Below are 21,445 nucleotides of genomic sequence, written 5' to 3'. Positions count from 1 at the left end.
CCTTATTTATATTGCATAAAACAAACATCAATTATTTCATCTGCAAAATTACAATTACTTATTTCTATCGGAATAGTATTAATCCCTTCTTGAATTGTATATATAGCCGAATGTTTCGAATAAATTTTTGAAGCATTTTTAAATTTAAATTGAAAAATACCTTTCTCATTCATCATTCCTCTATTGTTGATAGTGACGGTATACTTGCAATTATTCAAGGTTTTGTTCCAATCTGTTACATCAACTGTAAAAGAACAAGAATAATGTTTGCTGTCATCTTCTTGCCATAAACAAGACTGAAAACTTAATAATAAAATGAAAAAACTAAATTTTATATACTTCATTGACATTGATTTGAGTTGTAAATAAGCCGTAATTTACAAAAACGGTATCTTTTTTCAATTTATCTATCGTTCCAACACTCGATGAACCATGAATTTTGACACGATCACCAACTTTCAATGCCTCAATTTTTTTCTTCGTTTCAGCTTTTTCTTTCTGTTTAATGACTTGTTTTTGTTGAGAAATTGTTTCTGAATTTTCTTTTAATTCTCGCTTAACTTCTTTCTCTACAATTTTTTCGATTTTCTTTAACTGTTGAACTTCTTTCGTCTTTTTCGAATTTTCCATTTCAATCAACTTCAAGAAATTGGCAATCATTTGTTTTTTATTCTTCGTTTTTAAGTAAGAATCAGCCATGTCCGAAATACGTTCACCCAATTTCAAACGTTTTTGTTCACGATCATATAATTGTTGGAAATCATATAATTTTTGCTGAATTTTTTCGTTCGTTAGTTCTAATTTTTCATTATGTTCAATATTCGTTTCGCGTAACTCTTCAACATGATCTTTCGTTTTTTGAATTTCGAATTTTTCTTGTTGAAGTTTTAAAATAGTTTTATCTAAACTTACTTTTTCACTTTCAACTTTTTTCTTCGCACGATTAATCAAACGGTAAGGAATTTTATTTTTCTCTGCTACTTCAAATGTAAACGAACTTCCAGCTTGCCCAATTTCTAAACGATAAAGTGGTTCGAGCGTTTTTTTATCAAACAACATACAAGCATTTATCGCTTCTGGTAAGCTTTCAGCACTCAATTTGATATTGGTGTAATGCGTTGTAAAAACGCCAAAAGAATTTCGTTCATAAAACTCTTCAAAGAATACTTCTGCTAATGCACCACCTAATTCAGGGTCAGAGCCCGTACCAAATTCATCAACCAATAATAATGTTTTGTCATCTGCATTTTTCAAAAAATACGACATTTGTTTTAGACGATAACTGTAGGTTGATAAATGATTTTCAATCGACTGATTATCCCCAATATCGGTAAAAATTTGATCAAAAAATCCAAATTGACTTTCTTCTTTTACAGGAACCAAAACTCCACTTTGAATCATCAATTGCAATAAACCAATTGTTTTTAATGTGATGGATTTTCCCCCTGCATTTGGTCCAGAAATAATAATGATTCGGCAATCTTCATTTATTTCTAAACTTTGTGGAATTGTTTTTTGTGTTTTTCTTTTATTGTTTAAATACAAAACCGGATGAAACGCATCCACTAATTTAATGATTCTCTTTTCTGAAATTTCGGGTAAAATACCATTGATTAAATACGCATAATTTGCTTTAGCTTGTGTAAAATCAATGTATTCCAAAAACGTTTGATATTCTTCAAGATGAGGTTTGTATTCCGCAATTTGAGCAGTTAAATCCAATAAAATTTGAATAATCAAATGTTTTTCTTCTTCTTTCAATTCTTCCCATTCACGACGAGGATTTAGAACACTTTCTGGCTCAATAAATGTAATTGATCCTGTTTTTGATGTTCCTAAAAATTGACCTTTTACACGTTTTCTTAACGCAGATTTTACAGCTAAAACTCGACGATTTCCAATAACAGATTCGCGAATATCATCCAAATAATCAGAATGATAACTCATCGATTTGTTAAATAATTCGGTAATACGACCATTTAAATGACGAAGTCTATCACGTACAATTTTTAAAGCTGGACTTGCATCATCTTTTATTTCTCCAAATTTATTGAATACTTGATCAATTAATTTTACGATATTTTTTTCGTAGTTAATCGTCGAAGCTTTCTCGAATAAAACAGGTGTGTACTCATGAAAAAGCGTCAAATATTTCAAGATTTCTTTTACTTGAAGTGTATTGGCCTTGATTTTGAAAAATTCTTCGGCTGGCAAATAATAATTTTCGATTTCTAATCGACTCAGATTTTCATCTAAAATATAATATTCTGAAAAAGGAAAACGATTTCCCGTTTCAAATGTTTTCAAATATTCATTTGTCGTCTGAAGGTCCTGCACCAAAATTTGGTGATCTTCATAAGGTTTTAATTGATGAATAAATCCTTCAACCTTTTCTGTATAAGCAAATTCTGCGATTTCTTTTTGTACCGCATTAAATTCTAAATCCTTTAAAGTTTGTTCTGATATTTGCATTGATACAAATTTACGCATAATTTTGTTTCCGTAATAAAAGTGAAAAATGGATGTGAAGATTGATGCGACTTGGAAAGAAGTATTGAAGGATGAATTTGAGAAAGATTATTTTATAAAATTGATTGATTTTGTTAGAGATGAATACCAAACAAAAACAATTTACCCTCCAGCATCCAAAATATTTTCTGCTTTTGATAATACATCATTTGAGAATGTTAAAGTCGTTTTAATTGGGCAAGATCCCTATCATGGGGAAGGACAGGCGAATGGATTGTCTTTTTCTGTTGCAGATGGAATTAAATTACCTCCAAGCTTACGCAATATTTACAAAGAATTAAAGAATGATTTGGAGATTGAAATTTCTACTTCAGGTAATTTAGAACCTTGGGCAAAACAAGGTGTTCTTTTATTGAATGCAACATTAACCGTTGAAGCATCTAATCCTGGATCACATCAAAAGAAAGGTTGGGAAAAGTTTACAGATGCTGTGATACAACAGCTTTCAGATAAAAAAGACAACGTAGTGTTTATATTATGGGGAGCCTATGCACAAAAAAAAGGTGCAAAAATAGATCGTTTTAAACATTTTGTGATCGAATCTGCACATCCGTCTCCATTAGGAGCTTACAGAGGATTTTGGGGAAGTAAACCTTTTTCTAAAACCAATTCATTTTTAGAAGCTAAAAATATTCAGCCAATTGATTGGAAAATAAAATAGCCAATTACATCATCATAATTTTTTTTAGATATGCATTAAACATCTGAGGAGAATTGATATTAATATATGGGATTTTATCTGTTATTTTCTCTTTTAAAGGTTTATAGCTTGTTAAAAAAATAGTGATTGTAGGATATTTTTTTTTGATAGTGATGATATAATCTGTTAGCGTATTTATATTATAATTTTCACTGATGTAAATAACGATATGGGTGATGTTTAGATGTTCCAAACATTCTATAATAGATTTTAAACTTTGATTTTCACCTAAATAAATTCCTTTTTCATTGTTTATTTTTAAAAATAAATAAGAATATAACAGTTCTAAATCATGAAATTCATCTTGTGGTAAAAACAACATCCATTTGCGATTATTCGTTTCTGTTTGATTTATTGATTTAATAAGATAAAAAAGATGTTTTCGAATTAAATTATTAGAAAATGAAATCAATGATTCTTGTATTGAATACTTTGCAAGTATTTCTGACATAAGACTCAAAAAAGGAAATACAATGTCGTTACAACAAATCCCAATGCCTAATTTTTTGAAGCAAATGGTTAAGACTGTATCAAAAAACTTCGCATCATACGAAAAACACGAACAAACCATTAGTTTAATTAATGGACGATAATTTTTATTATTTTGAAGATAAGTTTGTATCTCAAATTCACAAATAACTTGTAATTCGGAAATTGTCTTTAAACTCAATTTCTCAATCGTATTTTTTTTATTTGATTCATTAAGAAAAGAGATCAGTATTAATTTCTTTAAATTTTCGTGATCAAATAAAGTATTTTGATTAATTTTTTCTTCCGTAAAAAGCTTATACTTCTTATTCCATAATGTAATCATTTGTTCATTCAATTCAGAAAATTCAGAAAGGTTTTTCAAAGTATAAGTATTCATATAATTCAGTTTAGTGCTTTTAAAGTTAATGATATATTGCAATAAAATCAAAAGAAAATTTATGAACCTGTCAATGTTATTTGTTTATTTTACTTGATATGATAATTTATAGGTATATTTTTAGTTTAAAAATTATACTATCTTAGCAAGAGTCATTAAAAATCAAAATCACAAATAAATGTCACAAATTACTCAAGAAGAAAAGAAAGAAAAGTTTGTACATCCTATACAAGAGGCTTATCATCCTAAAAACAAAGTGCGTATTGTAACTGCTGCTGCTTTGTTTGATGGGCACGATGCTGCTATTAATATCATGCGTCGTATTATCCAAGCAACAGGTTGCGAGGTTATACATTTAGGTCACGATAAATCTGTTGAAGATGTTGTAAATACAGCCATTCAAGAAGATGCAAATGCAATTGCTATGACATCATATCAGGGTGGTCATAACGAATATTTTAAGTATATGTACGATTTGCTTCAAGAAAGAGGAGCAGGTCATATCCGCATCGTTGGTGGTGGAGGTGGAGTTATCTTACCTTCAGAAATCAAGGAATTGATGGATTACGGAATTACACGTATCTATTCTCCAGATGATGGGCGCGAATTAGGTTTGCAAGGAATGATTAACGATATGGTTGAGAAATCTGATTTCCCTACAGGTGCTTTAGAGTTACCAAACGGAAAAGATGTGTATCAATCGTTACAAGATAAAGACATCACAACGATTGCTCGTTTAATTTCGTTAGCAGAAAATCGCGAAGAGGACTTTTTAAAAGCCTTTGACTATGATAAAGTAGCAGATAAATCGGCACCAGTTTTAGGAATTACTGGAACAGGTGGAGCAGGGAAATCTTCTATGGTTGATGAATTAGTGCGTCGTTTTTTAATTGATTTTCCAGAGAAATCAATTGCGTTGGTTTCAGTTGATCCTTCAAAAAAGAAGACAGGAGGAGCGTTGTTAGGCGATCGTATTCGTATGAATTCAATTAACAACCCTCGTGTGTACATGCGTTCGTTAGCAACTCGTCAATCAAACTTAGCTTTGTCTAAATATGTAGAGGAAGCGATTCAGGTTTTGAAAGCGGCGCAATATGATTTGATTATTTTAGAAACTTCAGGAATTGGACAATCGGACACCGAAATTTTAGATCATTCGGATGCATCATTGTACATCATGACACCAGAATTTGGTGCTGCAACGCAGTTAGAAAAAATCGACATGTTAGATTTTGCTGACATTGTTGCGATCAATAAATTTGATAAACGTGGTGCTTTAGATGCGTTACGCGATGTGAAAAAACAATACCAACGCAATCATAATCTGTGGGATGTAAATCCTGATGAAATGCCAGTTTTTGGAACAATAGCCTCTCAATTTAACGATCCAGGAACGAATCAATTATACAAGTCTATTATTGATAAAGTGGTTGAAAAAACGGGAGCTGATTTGAAATCTACTTTTGAAATTACAAAGGAGATGTCAGAGAAAATCTTTGTGATTCCGCCTGCTCGTACTCGTTATTTATCTGAAATTGCTGAAAATAATAGAGGTTACGATGCAAAAGTAGTTTCTCAAAAAGAAGTTGCACAGAAGTTGTACGGTTTTTTCAAAACAATCGAAACGCTTTCTGGTAAAATGCCTACTGTCACTCCGCATGGAGTCGAAGTTACTGGGACAGACAACGCTGATTTAGTAAAAGTTCTTTTAGCAGAATTTGATAAATATAAAATGAACTTAGATCCTTTCAACTGGGAAGTTATTACAACTTGGGATGAAAAGGTAAATAAATATAAAAATCCGGTTTATACGTTTAAAGTTCGCGATAAAGAGATTAAAATTCAGACACATTCTGAGTCGTTATCGCACTTACAAATCCCTAAAATTGCGTTGCCAAAGTACGAAGCTTGGGGCGATATTTTACGTTGGGTTTTACAAGAAAACGTACCAGGAGAGTTTCCATTTACGTCGGGATTATATCCGTTTAAACGCGAAGGAGAAGATCCAACGCGTATGTTTGCAGGTGAAGGTGGACCAGAACGTACTAACAGACGTTTTCATTATGTGTCGAAAGGCATGCCAGCGAAGCGTTTGTCAACAGCTTTTGACTCGGTGACTTTATACGGAAACGATCCAGGGCATCGTCCTGATATTTACGGTAAGATTGGTAATGCAGGTGTTTCGATTTGTTGTTTAGATGATGCAAAAAAATTGTATTCTGGTTTCGATTTATCACATGCTATGACATCGGTTTCGATGACCATTAACGGTCCTGCACCTATGTTGTTAGGGTTCTTTATGAATGCGGCTATCGATCAAAACTGTGAGAAATACATCAAGGAAAATGGTTTAGAAGCAGAAACGGAAGCGAAAATTAAAGCTATTTACGAAGACAAAGGCTTAGAAAGACCACGTTACAATGGCGATTTACCAGAAGGGAACGATGGTTTAGGATTGATGTTGTTAGGTGTAACTGGAGATCAAGTTTTACCTGCAGAGGTGTATGCTGAAATTAAGAAAAACACGTTGGCACAAGTTCGTGGAACGGTTCAGGCAGATATTTTAAAAGAAGATCAAGCACAAAACACATGTATCTTCAGTACTGAGTTTGCGTTGCGTTTGATGGGAGATGTTCAAGAGTATTTCATCAATCAAAATGTTCGTAACTTCTATTCGGTTTCTATTTCGGGTTACCATATTGCAGAGGCAGGAGCGAATCCAATTACACAATTGGCGTTTACGTTGGCAAATGGATTTACGTATGTGGAATATTATTTATCTCGCGGAATGGATATCAATGCGTTTGGACCAAACTTATCGTTTTTCTTCTCAAATGGTATCGATCCAGAATATTCAGTAATTGGTCGTGTGGCGCGTAAAATTTGGGCAAAAGCCTTGAAGAATAAATACGGAGCGAACGAAAGAGCGCAAATGTTGAAGTATCATATTCAAACATCTGGTCGTTCGTTACACGCACAAGAAATTGATTTCAACGATATTCGTACAACGTTGCAAGCATTATATGCGATTTACGACAACTGTAACTCGTTGCATACCAATGCGTACGATGAGGCGATTACAACGCCAACAGAAGAATCGGTACGTAGAGCAATGGCTATTCAGTTGATTATCAACAAAGAATTAGGTTTAGCGAAAAACGAAAATCCAATTCAAGGTTCGTTCATTATCGAAGAGTTAACCGACTTAGTGGAAGAAGCGGTTTTACAAGAGTTTGATCGTATTACAGAGCGTGGAGGTGTTTTAGGCGCGATGGAAACGATGTATCAACGTTCTAAAATACAAGAAGAATCGTTGTATTACGAAACGTTGAAACACAACGGAACGTTCCCAATTATTGGTGTAAACACGTTCTTAAGTTCTAAAGGTTCGCCAACAGTGGTTCCGGCAGAGGTTATTCGTGCAACAGAAGAGGAAAAACAATTCCAAATTAAAACGAAAGAACGCTTGCATCAATCGAAAGAAGAACAAGCAAAAGTATGGTTAGAGAAAGTACAACAAATCGCTATTCAGAACGGTAATATATTTGAAGCGTTGATGGATGTGACCAAAGTTTGTTCTCTTGGGCAGATTACAGATGCTTTATTCAAAGTAGGTGGTCAGTACAGAAGAAACATGTAGTTTTTAGTTAAATATCATAAATTTTATAGAATCAAAAGCCCTGTATTTACAGGGCTTTTGATGTTCATGTAAAAACCTGCGCAGGTTTCAAATCACTATCAGTTTATTCTCCTAAAAGAACCCCCGAAACATTCCAATAACTAAACGCGTTTCCTTCTGGTTTTCCTTGAGGAATCTTAACCTGCAAGCTGTGTTTTCCCGCTTTTAAGTTCCCTAAATCTATAAAAAATGGGTTTGTAACTGTGCCTGGACACCAATTAGAACGGCTGTAATCAGAGGAAGATAACCCATTGTCAAAGTTTCCCGAAGCAGGATTGTAAGCACGATACGACCCACAATCTTGTCGCCAAGGAATGATATTGAACACATTTTGTCCATCAAGAAAAACACTATTTTCCTTTGGTACAAATTCGTCTCCGTTTTCCCAGCCACCATGTCCAGTCGTTGTAAAGCGTAATTTCGCATTGTTATAATCTTCTTTCAGCGTAAATTCAACTGTAAAACCATTCGGATTATCAAACAAAGAAGGGTATTCTTGACCTGCCATTTCCATGATGTTTGTTGTGTTGAAAATAGGTTGCACTTTTTTGTTTGGAAGAGTTGAAGAATTGGAAGGATGAACTGTGATATTGGCTGAAATTGTATGCCCACCTTGATCATAATTTCCGATAAAAAATCCAACTAAAACCTCTTGATTAGACAATAATCGTTGCAATTCTGTGATCTCTTGACGGTACTTTGCTTCTGTTTCCCATGATTGACCTTTCAGTTGTATGTGATTAAATTTATTAATGCCAAAAGGTGTAAAGAATCGCATCAATTCAATAGTTGGTGTATAATTTTCTGTCAAAAAATAACCTTGATACTTCTTGTTGTTTGGCGCAGTGTATACAGGCAATTGATTGATTCCTTTTTGCAAAGCATCCATAAACGTGATTTTAGAATCGCGCGGGATCAAAAAAACCGAACCTGTACGGTCATAAGCATCTCCATTTGATTGTTGTGTAACATTTAAGAAAATTTGACTTCCTTCTTTAATCAACGGAAGTTTTATTTTTCTGACCACAACAGTTCCATTGGCAAAGCGATAAATCGAATCGTTTGATAGGAAGTTATTGCTGAAATTTATCTGTTGATTGGTTAAAAGTGGAATGTCTACAAACTTACTTTTCCAGATAATATCTTTATAAGTTAAGATATCGACAGGTTCTTGTAGTAATTCTTTTGCAATATATTGGCTTGGAATAGGTTCTTTTTGACGTTCTATTTTCGATGCTCGAATGGTCATATTATTATTACGTGTAAACTCTAACACAAATCCCAAACTCATTCCCACTATTGTTGGCGCAGCATTGATGTCCATATTATCGACAAACCAAACATCGATAGTGTTTGAGTTGATAGAGGTTGTTGCTTTCTTACAACGCAAACCTAAAATACGTTTGGTTTCTTTTGTAATTGTAAAAACCGATTTATTTAGAGCAATTGAATCATTAGAGATAATAGAATGAACCGAATCAAATTGTGTCACCAATGAAATAACAGAAGGATTTGTTTTGGTGTAATAAACCATTTCATCAGGATAGTTTGTCGTGTGATGAAAGCTTTCTTGCTTACCAATAATGGTTTCTTTCGTATTAGCTAATACTTGTATTGGATTGCTTTCGATTACTTTTTTACCATTCGAAAATCGTTCATAGGTAATTTTGTAGGTTTCTTGTGCATTCAAAGCAATCGCTTGAATACAAAACATAATAAATAAAATTGATTTCGATTTCATGTGCGATAATTAAAAAAGGTTTACAAACGAATTGTAAACCTATAAAATTATCTATTAGTATGAAAAATATTCTTACACAAATGCATTAATTCCTGTGATATCTGCACCTGTAATCAATAAGTGAACATCGTGCGTTCCTTCGTACGTAATAACAGATTCTAAGTTTGCAGCATGTCGCATCATAGGGAAATCACCAACAATTCCCATTGCACCAATGATTTGACGAGACTCTCTTGCAATGTCCAAAGCCATTTTTACATTGTTACGCTTTGCCATAGAAATTTGTTCTGGCGTTGCTTTGTTTTCATTTTTCAATGTACCTAATCGCCAACATAACAACTGAGCTTTTGTAATTTCTGTAATAAATTCGGCTAATTTTTTTTGCTGTAATTGATAAGAAGCAATCGGTTTTCCAAATTGAGTTCTTTGTAATGAATAGTTTAAAGCAGATTCGTAACAATCAATTGCAGCGCCAATTACACCCCAAGATATTCCGTATCGAGCCGAGTTTAAACATGATAAAGGGCCACGTAAACTATTCACTTCTGGTAAAATATGACTTTCTTCGATTTTTACATTCTCAAAAACTAATTCACCTGTTTTAGAAGCTCTTAATGACCATTTGTTTAATGTTTCTGGTGTTGTAAAACCTGGCATTCCGCGTTCTACAATTACACCTCTTATTTTTCCTTCTTCATCTCTTGCCCAAACAACAGCAATATCACAAATTGGCGAATTTGTAATCCACATTTTTGCTCCATTTAACACATAATGATCTCCATTTTTTGTTAGACGAGTTTCCATTCCACCTGGATTAGAGCCGTGATTAGGTTCTGTTAATCCAAAACTTCCGATGAATTCTCCAGAAGCTAATTTTGGTAAATACTTGCGTTTTTGTTCTTCAGAACCAAATGCATAAATAGGATACATGACCAAAGAAGATTGCACAGATGCAGCAGATCGTACAGCGGAATCGCCACGTTCTAATTCTTGCATGATTAATCCATAGGACATTTGATCTAAACCAGCGCCTCCATATTCTTCTGGTATGTATGGACCTAATGCACCAATTGCACCTAATTTTTTCATTAAATCAGGGATATCTTTATGATGTTGTGCAGCATCATCTATAACAGGTTTTATTTCGTTGTCCACAAAATCTCGAACAGATTGACGAATTAATTTATGTTCTTCAGTTAACAAATCATCAATCTTAAAATAATCTGTAGTTAAATTCATTTTATGCAGTTTTATTTTATTAAATCTAAAGATTATTCAGTAAATTAAAAATTATTATGAATAAAATTTATTAAAAATTTTAATTTATGGAACTTTTGACTAATTTAGGTAAAAGTTAAAACCACAAAATAACACAAAAAAATGATAGAAAACGAATTAAAAGAATTGAGTATTTCTTCCGAAAATCTCGGAACATCGATAGGAAGTACTTGGTTTGGAAAAGGTGAAGAGCTTTCTTCTTACTCCCCAGTAGACGGAAAATTAATTGGAAAAGTAATATCATCAACAAAAGATGATTACGAAGAAGTTATCACCAAAGCTCAAACAGCTTTCAAAGAATGGCGAATGATTCCTGCTCCAAAAAGAGGGGAGATAGTTCGTCAGTTTGGGGATAAACTTCGTGAGAAAAAGGCTTCTTTGGGAAAATTGGTTTCGTATGAAATGGGGAAATCATATCAAGAAGGTTTAGGAGAAGTGCAGGAAATGATTGATATCTGTGATTTTGCTGTTGGGTTATCACGTCAATTGTATGGTTCGACTATTCATTCAGAACGACCATTGCATCGTATGTACGATCAATATCATCCACTTGGAATTGTTGGTGTGATTTCAGCTTTTAATTTCCCAGTAGCTGTTTGGGCTTGGAATACATGTTTGGCATTGGTTTGTGGAGACGTTGTCGTTTGGAAACCGAGCGAGAAAACACCTTTGTGTGCAGTTGCATGTCAACACATTTTAGCAGAAGTTTTAAAAAGTAATGATATTTCAGAAGGCGTTTCTTCTTTGGTGATGGGTGATAAATCAATCGGTGAATTGATTGCAGCAGATCGTCGTGTAGCATTGGTTTCTGCAACAGGTTCTACGCGAATGGGAATTGAAGTGAACAAAGTGGTTGCTGCTCGTTTAGGTAAAACAATTTTAGAATTAGGTGGAAACAATGCGATTATTGTTACAACAGATGCTGACCTTAAGATTATGCTGACTTCGGCTGTATTTGGAGCTGTTGGTACGGCAGGACAACGTTGTACAACGACAAGGCGTCTAATTGTTCATGAGTCGATTTATGATAAAGTAAAAGAATCATTAGTAAATGCTTACAAACAAATTAAAATTGGAAATCCTTTGGATACATCGAATCATGTTGGACCATTAATTGATCAACAAGCTGTAGAGATGTATTCGAAAGCAATAGAAAAAATCAACCAAGAAGGTGGGAAAATCATCGTTGAAGGAGGAGTTTTAGAAGGAAATGGTTTTGAGAGCGGTTGTTATGTGAAACCCGTTATTGCTGAGGTAGAAAATCATTTTGAAATTGTTCAACATGAAACTTTTGCACCGATTTTATACTTAATCAAATATTCGGGAGATGTGTTAAATGCAATCGAAATTCAGAATAATGTGGCACAAGGTTTATCATCTTCGATTATGACAAATAATCTTCGTGAAGCTGAATTGTTTTTAAGTCAAAAAGGTTCTGATTGTGGAATTGCAAATGTTAATATCGGTACGTCTGGTGCCGAAATTGGAGGTGCTTTCGGTGGTGAGAAGGAAACAGGTGGTGGCCGCGAGTCTGGATCAGATGCTTGGAAAGCGTATATGCGACGACAAACGAATACCATTAATTATTCCACAGAAGTGCCATTAGCGCAAGGAATTAAGTTTGACTTTTAAATTTTAAAAAAATGAGTACAGTACACGAAAGATTAGCAAAACATATATTAGCAGACGGATATCCAATTGTAATGGACATGGACAAATCGCATGGTTCTTATGTGGTGGATGAAAATGGAGTAGAATATTTGGATTTATTTTCGATGTTTGCTTCGACTGCAATTGGATATAATCACCCGCATTTAATGGCTAAAATTGATTTTTTAGGACGAAATGCAATCAACAAACCTGCAATGTCAGATATTTATACAAAAGATTATGCCGATTTAATTGATACGTTTGAGCGTGTTGCAATGCCGAAAGAATTACAGTATCTATTCTTTATTTCGGGAGGAACTTTGGCAGTTGAAAATGCATTAAAAACTGCTTTTGATTGGAAAACAAGACTTAACTTTTCGAAAGGAATAGAGAAGGAGGCAGGTGAAGTAATTCATTTCAAGCAAGCTTTTCATGGGCGTTCAGGTTATACTTTATCCTTAACAAATACCAAAGATCCTCGTAAATATGAGTACTTTCCGAAGTTTGATTGGCCAAGAATTGAGAATCCAAAACGTATTTACCCAGTTACAGAAGATAATCTTGGTAAAGTTGTTGAGTCAGAAAATAGAGCGATAGCGCAGATAGAAACAGCTTTGGAACAACGCAAAAATAAAATTGCGTGTATTATCATAGAACCTATTCAAGGTGAAGGAGGAGATAATTATTTCAGAAAAGAATTCTTTCAAAAATTAAGAGCAATCTGTGATAGAGAAGAGATTTTATTGATTTTTGACGAAGTCCAAACAGGGATGGGAATGACAGGTAAAATGTGGGCTTTTCAGCATTATGATGTAGTTCCAGATGTTATCTCGTTTGGTAAGAAAACACAAGTTTGTGGAATATTAGCCAACAAAGAAAAGTTGGATCAAATTCCAAATAATGTTTTTAAAGAATCAAGTCGTATCAATTCAACTTTTGGAGGGAATTACATTGATATGTTGCGTTTTAAGTTAATTTTAGAAGTGATAGAACAAGAAAAATTAGTAGAAAATGCAGCAGAAAAAGGAAAATATATTTTATCGAAGTTGAATGAGATTGCAAAAGAAACGAAGAAAATCCATTCGGTTCGAGGATTAGGATTATTTATCGCATTTGATTTTAATTCGGACTTAGATCGTTCAGCGTTTATTAAAACATGTTTCGAAAATCATCTGATTATTCTCCCTTGTGGAGAAAACTCGGTGCGAATGCGTCCACATCTCAATATTTCTGAAGAAGACACCAATAAAGCAATAGAAATTATTAAATTAGCATTAAAATAAACTACAAAAGCAACCAATTAAAGGTTGCTTTTTTAAATTTGTATGAGATAAAACTAAATTATGATAGACTCTTTTTTCTTCGATTTTGATGGGACTTTGCAAGGTTTTGAAAACCATGAAATAAGTGATTCTACAATCGAAGCCTTAAAATTATTGAAACAGAAAAACAAAAAAATATACATTGCTACAGGACGAAATATGGCAGATATGCCGGATCATATTTTCACCTATGGTTTTGACGGTTATATCAATAACAATGGTGGAATGTGTTCGAATGAAAAACGTGAAACTTTTTTTGTAGATTATATCAATCCCAATGATATAGAGGCTTTGTTGAAATATGACGAAGAAAATCCTTTTTCCTTTTCATACATGACCAAAGATGCGTTCAGTATCAATCGTGTGAATGAAAATGTAGAAAAATCGTTTGCTTATTTTGGAATGGAAGTTCCTGAAGTTGTTGATCCGCGAACTTTACCAAAAGATAATATCATGCAAATGAACTTTTTTGTCGATGAAGAACAAGAAGCCTATTTGATGAATAATATTATGAAAAATAGTCTTAGTACACGTTGGATAGAATATTTTGCTGATATAAACCCGAAAGATATTAGTAAAATGCGTGGAATAGAGCGAATGGCTGAACGCGATAATTTAGATTTAACTAAAACAATGGCTTTTGGTGATGGTGGTAACGATATTAGTATGTTGAAAGGTTGTAAAATAGGCGTAGCAATGGGCGATGCGAAAGAGAATGTTCGTGAAGCGGCTGATTATTATACAACTTCTGCAGATAATCACGGAATATGGAATGCACTGAAACACTTTGAGATAATTTAAAACATATTTTAATTTATATAGAAAAAATCCAACTTCGGTTGGATTTTTTTCTTTTCACAATATTGTGTTAATTATATGTTCTATTATTGTAGAATTAAAAAATAAAAATTATTTTAGAGTATTAATTAAAAACTACAATATAATGAAACAATTATTACTAGCTGGATTTTTACTTTTTTCGAATTTTGGTTTTGGGCAAGAAAAGCTTATTGTCGATTATAAATATGATATAAAGCATGATGAAGAAAAAATAAAGGAGTTTGAAAGAGAACAAGCACAAAAAGGAGGAGGTACAATAAAAATTGGAGGGTCTCCAAATATTTATTATCAATTAGAATATAGTGATCATCAGTCCGTTTACAAAAAAATAGAAACCATTAATAATGATCAAAATGGTAGCTCTATGGGGGCTTTTTCAATTAATATTGGAGGAGAATATAAAGCTTTGATTAATGAAACAAGTAAGAAAGAGTTTCGTCAAGAAGTCGTTTTAGATAAACAGAATTTTATTGTGGTTACGCCATATAAAGACTATGAATGGAAAATTACAGATATTGAAGATACGATTTTGGGTCACAAAGTAAAAAAAGCTATTGGTAATGATAAAGGCAAGCAAATAGCAGCTTGGTTTGCACCAGATATTAAGGTTGATGCAGGACCAAATCAAGTGAATGGATTGCCAGGTTTGATTCTAAAAACGGTAAGCGAAATGGGAAATAAATTTAGCTCAATTATGACCTATGAAGCTGATAAAATTAATTTGAAACCAAAGAAACTTTCAAAAGTAAAGCCTATAAATGGGAAAGAAATAAGTCAAGAAGAATTCAAAAAATTGCAAGATGAATCTCGTCAAAAAATGAGAGAATCTTTTTCGATCGGAGTAGATAAAAAATAATTTTACATACGAATAATGCTCATGATTTAATCAAAAGTATTTTTATAATTTTTTTTTTGAGGGAAAATTGAAATATAAAGGGAAACATTTTGTTTTCCTTTTTTTTGATGAATCACCCGCAACTCTGCTACCCAATCCACAATCTGCTGTACATATTGTAACCATTATAATAATGCATTAGTAGCAAGCGAAGATTATAAAAAGCTATGGATTTTATTGCGTAAAAAAGAAATATCGGATAAAGTAAAAGATCGATTTTTAGATTCAGCAAAGAAAGTAGGGTTTGATCCAAATAAATTAATTTGGCTATCTCAGCTGCGAATTACAAAATAAAATATTTAGAATTTAAACCTAACAAAAAACCTCTCAATTTTGAGAGGTTTTTTGTTTTATTTTAAGTTTTTCTTTTCCCAATCAATCGGAAATTCACAACTTTGATATTCTTTTCCAATTTTTACATAAGCATCACCAACTTGACGTTTTACCCAATCCATCAATAATGTACGTTCTTTGTCTTGAACAGCAAATTTTTGAATTCGATAATAATCATCTTCATAATTAATTTTATGTTCTGGATAGAATTTGTTAACCTTTAAGATTCTTAACGCTTTTCTATTGTCGAAATCATCTTCGAAAACTTGTGAGATATCTCCTTCGTTTAATGTCGCAACAGCTGTAAACATTGGTAATGGTAAGGCCATTTTCTCGAAACGGTCATCGCCAGAATTTTGGTTCATGATATTTCCTGAGTTAAATTTTGTGTATTTATCATCAGAAAATCTTAGTGCTGCATCTTTGAAAGTCATTTTACCATCATTAATTAATACTCGAATTGAGTCTAATTTATTGTTAGCTGTTTTGATTTCTTCTTCAGTAGGTTTCAATGTAATTAAAATGTGACGTAAGTCTAATTCTTGACCACGACGTTTTTCTAATTTGATAATATGGTATCCAAAATCAGTTTTGAATGGATCAGAAATTTCACCTTCTTGTAAGTTAAACGCTACTGCATCAAACTCTTTTACCATTTTACCACGAGAAACCTTTTTGTATTCACCACCATTGCTCGAAGAGCCTGGATCTTCTGAATATAAAATTGCTTTTGTTGCAAATGAAGCACCTTCTTCAATTTCTTTTTTGATTTCTTTTAATTGATCAATGATTTTTTGTTGATTTTCTTCTGAAATCTGAGGATACATCACAATATGGCTAATAGAAAGTTCGTCCTTAACATCAGGTAATTCCCCTTGGTGTTTTTCGAAAAACAAACGTACTTCTTCTGGTGTAGCATCTGCACCTTTTACAACCATTTCTCTTTTCTGACGCGCATAAATATTATCTTCAACGATATATTTAGTTTCGTTTTTCATTTCCGCCATTGTACGGAATCCGAAATAGTCTAAAATTTGTTTTTCACCTCCAGCTTGTGCAATCAAACCTTCGATTTGACCATTTAACTGACGTGTTACTTCGTCTTGAGTCACTTTAATTAAAGTATCTTGTTTTGCACGATCAACCAACATTTTGTCTAACATAATGTCGTTTAAGAAATCGCATTTGTTTTCAACTTGCATTCCTTGTTGTTTTGACATTAAGTAATCACGATCTACATCAGACTCTAAAACAATCTGATCTCCTACAACAGCAGCAATACCATCTACTTTAGCCAGACGTTGTGGTGTTGATTTTGCTGTTTGTGCAAAAGTATTTACCGTCAATAATGTTGCAATTAACAACATCATACTCGATTTAAATTTCATATACTTTAATTTCATTTTAATATTATATGCTTGATAAAAAACTTATCAATGAGCAAATTTAACTTTTTTTGTTAAAGTCCAACATATTTTAATTTCCTTTAACAAAAGAATTGATTTTTTAGTTTATTGTTAAGACTAAATTAATCCAAATGTTTTTAATGAAACATTCCAAGCCGATTCAAAATCAAAAAGATTTAATCCATGCTTTTCTTTGTGTTCATTCGCAAAGCTAATCAACTTTTCGGTTGGCATATTACCAACCATATCACTTTTCGACATTGGACATCCGCCTAAACCTTTTATAGCACCATCAAAACGACGACAACCATTGTTATAAGCTGCTTTCACTTTTGTATGCCAATCGGTATAAACAGTATGAAAATGAGCACCGAATTCAATTTCTGGATAATGTGGAATTAAATTTTGGAACAAATCAACAATTGTTTTTTCATCTGCAACGCCTATTGTGTCTGAAAGATTAATAGATGAAATTCCGATATCAGCCATTTTTTTCGACCAATCTTTCACAATTTCTTCATTCCATACTTCGCCATAAGGATTACCAAATGCCATAGACAGATAAATTAACATATGTTTATCATTTTTATTTGCAATTTGATTGATTTCTTGTATCATTTCAAAAGCTTCTTCGCGACTTTTGTTGGTGTTAAATTGTTGAAAATTTTCTGAAATAGAAAATGGAAATCCAATAATATCTACTTTTTCGTGTTCCGCAGCTTTCATCGCGCCACTTCTATTTGCGACAACAACAGACAATTTAGACTTCGAATTTGTTTTATCAATATGGTCCAAAACCTCTTTTGTATCTGCCATTTGCGGGATTGCTTTAGGAGAAACAAAACTTCCACAATCAATGGCTTCAAAACCAACAGTCAATAAACGATTTAAGTAATCTATTTTAGCATCGGTTGGAATAAAATCTTTGCGTCCTTGCATGGCGTCACGTGGACATTCAATAATCTTAAAAGTAGTTGCACTCATTTTTTTGGTTTATTTGCGCCTTAAAGGTAGATAATTTAGTAATTTTGACAAAAATTAAAACGCAATGCAAACAGAATGGAGAGAAAAGTTGGTAACACGCTTTTTGAAATATGTTAAAACTTATACTGAAAGTGAGGCTTTCTTAGATAAATTTCCAAGTACAGATCGTCAATGGGATTTAGCAAATTATTTAGTAGACGAATTAAAACAAATCGGTTTAGAAGATGTTTCGATTGATGAAAATGGCTATGTTTTCGGTTATGTGCCTTCTACAGTAGATTACGAAGTGCCTACAATTGGATTTGTTTCGCATATGGATACTTCACCAGATTTTTCAGGAGAAAATGTACAACCTCAAATTTGGGAAAACTATGATGGAGGAGATATCAAATTGAACGAATCAATGATTTTATCTCCAAACGAATTTCCTGAATTAACTCAATATAAAGGTCAAACAATCATCACTACAGACGGAACAACTTTGTTAGGTGCTGATGATAAGGCTGGTGTTGCAGAAATTGTAACAGCTGCAGAATATTTGATCGCTCATCCAGAAATTAAACACGGACGTATCGCAATAGGATTTACACCAGATGAAGAAGTTGGTCGTGGTGCTGATTTCTTTAATGTAGAAAAATTTGGAGCAGAGTGGGGATACACAATGGATGGTTCTGAAATAGGAGAATTAGAGTACGAAAACTTTAATGCTGCTTCTGGTATTGTTACAATAAAGGGGAAATCTGTTCACCCAGGTTATGCAAAAGATAAAATGATCAATGCATCTAATATTGCAATGGAATTTGCTGCACAATTACCAAGTGATGAAGTGCCTGAATTAACTGACGGACGTGAAGGGTTTTTCCATTTAGCTAAAATAACTGGAAATGTTTCTGAAGCAAAAATGGTGTATATCATCCGTGACCACGATATGGAGCAATATGAAGCGCGAAAAGCTTTATTCTTGCAGATTGCAGCAGATATTCAAGAACGTTTTGATCACGAAGTGATTACAGCAGAGGTTTCTGATCAATATTTTAATATGATTGAGAAAGTAAAAGAAAAATTCCAATCTGTTGAAATCGCAGAACAAGCGCTTAAAGATTGTGGTGTTACTCCAAATATCAAACCTATTCGTGGTGGTACAGATGGTGCACGTTTGTCTTTTATGGGCTTACCTTGTCCTAATATTTTTGCTGGTGGTCATAACTTCCACGGACCGTATGAATATGTTCCTGTAGAATCTATGGAAAAAGCAACTGAAATTATTGTTCGTATTGCAGAGTTAACTGCTGAAGAAGCAAAATAGAAGTTACAATAAAGCATAAAATTAATAAGTTTTCTAGTTTGGTTTGAAATTTGTGTAAATATCAAGACCAAATTAGAAAACTTTTTTTATGAAAAATATAGTATTATCAGCAATAGCTTTATTCGGTTCTTCGTTTGTATTTGCACAAGAAGAAATAAATATTGGGGATTTTAATATCTTAAAGGTTTATGATAAAATACCTGTTGAATTAATTTCTTCTGATAAAAATTTAGTCGAAGTTGACGGAGTGAATGCGAGTGATGTGCAAGTAGAAAACAACAAAGGTGAACTGAAAATTAAAATGACAGGAACTAAGTTGATGCAGGGAGGTGAAGCGACGGTAAAGGTTTACTATAAATCGTTGTACGAAATTCAAGCCAGTCAAGGTTCTCGCATTTATTCTGACGACAAATTGAAATCTCAATCTTTAAATCTAACTTCTAACGAAGGTTCTTCGATTAAATTACCAGTTGATATCAATAAATTAGAAGTTAAAATTAATTCCGGTGCAGAAGTTATTTTAACTGGAAATGCAGAATTTCAGACGGTTGTTGCTAATTCAGGAGGAAAATATTACTCAAAAACTTTATCAGCAGAACACTCAACGCTTACAACTAATGCAGGTGGTTTTATCGAAACAACTTCTACAAAATCTGTTGATGCAAAAACAAGAGCGGGTGGTGTAATTGATGTTTATGGTGATCCTGAACAAAAAAATCAGAAAAAATTAGCAGGAGGAAAAATTAATTTTAAGTAATCATAATTTTTGTTAAATAAGAAAGCCACTCGGTTGAGTGGCTTTTCTACTTATAATAAGTGGATGTTTATTTATCTAATACTTCCATGTCAAAGTATAAAGTTGCGTTTGGTGGAACAACTCCTCCAGCACCTCTTGCACCATAACCTAATTCTGCAGGAATGATTAAGAATACTTTTGCACCTCTATTGAACATTGTTAAAGCTTCCATCCAACCTTGGATTAATCCTGTAACTCCAACTGTTGCGTCTAATGGTTGATTGCGATCAAATGACGAATCTAATTTTTCACCATCGTTTAAACGTAAAGTGTAGTGAACTTGAATTGGATCTCCTTGAACAGGTTTAGCTCCATTTCCTTCTTCTAAAATAACGTATTTTAAACCAGATGGAGTAGACAATGCTTTCGCTTCTAATTCCTTTTGACGAGCAATTTCTGCGTCTTTTTCTGCTTTTAATTTAGCTTCTGCTTCTGCTTGTTTTTTTGCATGATTTGCTTTTGCAGCATCAAATGCTTCAGCACCATTATATTTTGCATATTTATCACCTTTGCGAGCGATTTCTACTTTCTCAATAGTAACTGGAACAACTGGTTTATCGTCTCTTGTTTTTTCTACATTTGCAATAGAATCAACAACTTCTAAACCTTCAACAACTTGTCCAAAAACAGTGTGACGACCGTCTAACCATGGAGTTGGAACTTCTGTAATAAAAAATTGAGATCCGTTTGTTGCTGGTCCTGAATTTGCCATAGATAAAACTCCTTTTTTATCGTGTTTTAAAGTTGCGTCAAACTCATCTTCGAAATCGTAACCAGGTCCTCCTGTTCCTCTTCCATCTGGATCACCTCCTTGAATCATGAAATCCTTAATTACACGGTGAAAAATAATTCCATCGTAAAAAGGAACTCCTTTTGCCTTTGCTTTATTTTCTTTTGTTCCTTCAGCTAACCCAACAAAGTTTGCAACTGTCATTGGCGCTTGTTCTTCGTATAATTTGATTGTCATTGCACCATGATTGGTTGTCATTTTTGCATACAATCCGTCTTCTAAACTTTTAAATTCTTCTTTACTCATCGATTTTGGAATTTTAACGCCACAACTAACAAGGGTAGTGATGACCGTTAAGATTAATAATATTTTTCTCATTTTACTTTAT

17 protein-coding genes are annotated in these 21,445 nt (G+C 33.2%); 9 read left to right on the top strand and 8 right to left on the bottom strand.

All coding sequences use genetic code 11. From position 1 onward, the window contains the following. Positions 1-2 precede the first annotated feature (2 nt). Together NZD85_RS03515 and NZD85_RS03510 are read right to left on the bottom strand one after the other, a co-directional pair. A complete protein-coding gene (locus tag NZD85_RS03515) occupies positions 3-344 on the bottom strand; it encodes a hypothetical protein (RefSeq protein ID WP_171621661.1) in 342 nt (113 codons plus the stop codon). After that, on the bottom strand, positions 325-2,472 hold the full coding sequence (locus NZD85_RS03510; RefSeq protein WP_260543434.1) for an endonuclease MutS2: 2,148 nt from the start codon (positions 2,470-2,472) through the stop codon (positions 325-327). Before NZD85_RS03510 ends, NZD85_RS03515 begins: the two co-directional genes overlap by 20 nt. Positions 2,473-2,518: 46 nt before the next feature. Here NZD85_RS03510 and NZD85_RS03505 point away from each other — a divergent pair, with 46 nt between their 5' ends. Further along, positions 2,519-3,190 (top strand): uracil-DNA glycosylase, encoded by a 672-nt coding sequence (locus tag NZD85_RS03505; protein WP_171621663.1) that lies wholly within the window; start codon positions 2,519-2,521, stop codon positions 3,188-3,190. A 4-nt stretch (positions 3,191-3,194) separates the two neighbouring features. Here NZD85_RS03505 and NZD85_RS03500 read toward each other — a convergent pair whose 3' ends face one another. Continuing rightward, on the bottom strand, positions 3,195-4,097 hold the full coding sequence (locus tag NZD85_RS03500; RefSeq protein ID WP_260543433.1) for a hypothetical protein: 903 nt from the start codon (positions 4,095-4,097) through the stop codon (positions 3,195-3,197). Positions 4,098-4,275: 178 nt separating this feature from the next. On the opposite strand from NZD85_RS03500, the gene NZD85_RS03495 reads away from it, so the two are divergent. Continuing rightward, entirely contained in the window at positions 4,276-7,737 is a 3,462-nt protein-coding gene (locus NZD85_RS03495; RefSeq protein ID WP_260543432.1) for a methylmalonyl-CoA mutase family protein, read from the top strand. Between the two features lie 103 nt (positions 7,738-7,840). Here NZD85_RS03495 and NZD85_RS03490 read toward each other — a convergent pair whose 3' ends face one another. Further along, positions 7,841-9,517: a PNGase F N-terminal domain-containing protein gene (locus NZD85_RS03490; protein WP_260543431.1), complete on the bottom strand. Its 1,677-nt coding sequence runs from the start codon at positions 9,515-9,517 to the stop codon at positions 7,841-7,843. Between the two features lie 72 nt (positions 9,518-9,589). Then, positions 9,590-10,756 carry an acyl-CoA dehydrogenase family protein gene (locus NZD85_RS03485; protein ID WP_260543430.1) on the bottom strand — a complete coding sequence of 389 codons (1,167 nt, stop codon included), beginning with the start codon at positions 10,754-10,756 and terminating at the stop codon, positions 9,590-9,592. Positions 10,757-10,897: 141 nt separating this feature from the next. On the opposite strand from NZD85_RS03485, the gene amaB reads away from it, so the two are divergent. The 5 genes from amaB to NZD85_RS14755 all read left to right on the top strand — a co-directional run bounded on the left by amaB (position 10,898) and on the right by NZD85_RS14755 (position 15,796). Next, complete coding sequence (amaB, locus tag NZD85_RS03480) at positions 10,898-12,427, top strand: L-piperidine-6-carboxylate dehydrogenase (protein WP_260543428.1); 1,530 nt, start codon at positions 10,898-10,900, stop codon at positions 12,425-12,427. An 11-nt stretch (positions 12,428-12,438) separates the two neighbouring features. Next, positions 12,439-13,728: an L-lysine 6-transaminase gene (gene lat / locus NZD85_RS03475; RefSeq protein WP_225541596.1), complete on the top strand. Its 1,290-nt coding sequence runs from the start codon at positions 12,439-12,441 to the stop codon at positions 13,726-13,728. Between the two features lie 60 nt (positions 13,729-13,788). Further along, positions 13,789-14,568, top strand: coding sequence for a Cof-type HAD-IIB family hydrolase (locus tag NZD85_RS03470; RefSeq protein ID WP_260543427.1), 780 nt, complete (start codon positions 13,789-13,791; stop codon positions 14,566-14,568). Between the two features lie 142 nt (positions 14,569-14,710). Then, positions 14,711-15,463 (top strand): GLPGLI family protein, encoded by a 753-nt coding sequence (locus NZD85_RS03465; protein ID WP_260543426.1) that lies wholly within the window; start codon positions 14,711-14,713, stop codon positions 15,461-15,463. A 216-nt stretch (positions 15,464-15,679) separates the two neighbouring features. Beyond that, the gene (locus tag NZD85_RS14755) at positions 15,680-15,796 is read left to right on the top strand and encodes a hypothetical protein (protein WP_396127083.1); all 117 of its coding nucleotides are present in this window, start codon (positions 15,680-15,682) and stop codon (positions 15,794-15,796) included. Between the two features lie 56 nt (positions 15,797-15,852). Here the strand turns inward: NZD85_RS14755 and NZD85_RS03460 are convergent, their stop codons facing one another. Together NZD85_RS03460 and NZD85_RS03455 are read right to left on the bottom strand one after the other, a co-directional pair. Then, complete coding sequence (locus NZD85_RS03460) at positions 15,853-17,223, bottom strand: peptidylprolyl isomerase (protein ID WP_225539005.1); 1,371 nt, start codon at positions 17,221-17,223, stop codon at positions 15,853-15,855. A gap of 135 nt (positions 17,224-17,358) precedes the next feature. Beyond that, complete coding sequence (locus NZD85_RS03455) at positions 17,359-18,225, bottom strand: beta/alpha barrel domain-containing protein (RefSeq protein ID WP_260543425.1); 867 nt, start codon at positions 18,223-18,225, stop codon at positions 17,359-17,361. A gap of 64 nt (positions 18,226-18,289) precedes the next feature. Here NZD85_RS03455 and pepT point away from each other — a divergent pair, with 64 nt between their 5' ends. Together pepT and NZD85_RS03445 are read left to right on the top strand one after the other, a co-directional pair. After that, complete coding sequence (gene pepT / locus NZD85_RS03450) at positions 18,290-19,531, top strand: peptidase T (RefSeq protein WP_171621672.1); 1,242 nt, start codon at positions 18,290-18,292, stop codon at positions 19,529-19,531. An 88-nt stretch (positions 19,532-19,619) separates the two neighbouring features. Further along, on the top strand, positions 19,620-20,288 hold the full coding sequence (locus NZD85_RS03445) for a head GIN domain-containing protein (protein ID WP_260543422.1): 669 nt from the start codon (positions 19,620-19,622) through the stop codon (positions 20,286-20,288). A gap of 67 nt (positions 20,289-20,355) precedes the next feature. Here the strand turns inward: NZD85_RS03445 and NZD85_RS03440 are convergent, their stop codons facing one another. After that, positions 20,356-21,435, bottom strand: coding sequence for a peptidylprolyl isomerase (locus NZD85_RS03440; protein WP_260543420.1), 1,080 nt, complete (start codon positions 21,433-21,435; stop codon positions 20,356-20,358). Positions 21,436-21,445 lie beyond the last annotated feature (10 nt).

Origin of the sequence: Empedobacter stercoris, assembly GCF_025244765.1 — a bacterium.
In the GTDB taxonomy this organism is placed as follows: domain Bacteria; phylum Bacteroidota; class Bacteroidia; order Flavobacteriales; family Weeksellaceae; genus Empedobacter; species Empedobacter stercoris.
This window is presented reverse-complemented; position numbering and strand designations above follow the sequence as displayed.

What these genes read in the sequence shown, in the direction of transcription:
- NZD85_RS03515 (WP_171621661.1), bottom strand. Translation starts at nt 344, where the DNA reads ATGAAGTATATAAAATTTAGTTTTTTCATTTTATTATTAAGTTTTCAG.
- NZD85_RS03445 (WP_260543422.1), top strand. Translation starts at nt 19,620, where the DNA reads ATGAAAAATATAGTATTATCAGCAATAGCTTTATTCGGTTCTTCGTTT.
- NZD85_RS03505 (WP_171621663.1), top strand. Translation starts at nt 2,519, where the DNA reads ATGGATGTGAAGATTGATGCGACTTGGAAAGAAGTATTGAAGGATGAA.
- pepT (WP_171621672.1), top strand. Translation starts at nt 18,290, where the DNA reads ATGCAAACAGAATGGAGAGAAAAGTTGGTAACACGCTTTTTGAAATAT.
- NZD85_RS03485 (WP_260543430.1), bottom strand. Translation starts at nt 10,756, where the DNA reads ATGAATTTAACTACAGATTATTTTAAGATTGATGATTTGTTAACTGAA.
- NZD85_RS03500 (WP_260543433.1), bottom strand. Translation starts at nt 4,097, where the DNA reads ATGAATACTTATACTTTGAAAAACCTTTCTGAATTTTCTGAATTGAAT.
- NZD85_RS03470 (WP_260543427.1), top strand. Translation starts at nt 13,789, where the DNA reads ATGATAGACTCTTTTTTCTTCGATTTTGATGGGACTTTGCAAGGTTTT.
- lat (WP_225541596.1), top strand. Translation starts at nt 12,439, where the DNA reads ATGAGTACAGTACACGAAAGATTAGCAAAACATATATTAGCAGACGGA.
- NZD85_RS03510 (WP_260543434.1), bottom strand. Translation starts at nt 2,472, where the DNA reads ATGCAAATATCAGAACAAACTTTAAAGGATTTAGAATTTAATGCGGTA.
- NZD85_RS03465 (WP_260543426.1), top strand. Translation starts at nt 14,711, where the DNA reads ATGAAACAATTATTACTAGCTGGATTTTTACTTTTTTCGAATTTTGGT.
- amaB (WP_260543428.1), top strand. Translation starts at nt 10,898, where the DNA reads ATGATAGAAAACGAATTAAAAGAATTGAGTATTTCTTCCGAAAATCTC.
- NZD85_RS03495 (WP_260543432.1), top strand. Translation starts at nt 4,276, where the DNA reads ATGTCACAAATTACTCAAGAAGAAAAGAAAGAAAAGTTTGTACATCCT.
- NZD85_RS03455 (WP_260543425.1), bottom strand. Translation starts at nt 18,225, where the DNA reads ATGAGTGCAACTACTTTTAAGATTATTGAATGTCCACGTGACGCCATG.
- NZD85_RS03440 (WP_260543420.1), bottom strand. Translation starts at nt 21,435, where the DNA reads ATGAGAAAAATATTATTAATCTTAACGGTCATCACTACCCTTGTTAGT.
- NZD85_RS03490 (WP_260543431.1), bottom strand. Translation starts at nt 9,517, where the DNA reads ATGAAATCGAAATCAATTTTATTTATTATGTTTTGTATTCAAGCGATT.
- NZD85_RS03460 (WP_225539005.1), bottom strand. Translation starts at nt 17,223, where the DNA reads ATGAAATTTAAATCGAGTATGATGTTGTTAATTGCAACATTATTGACG.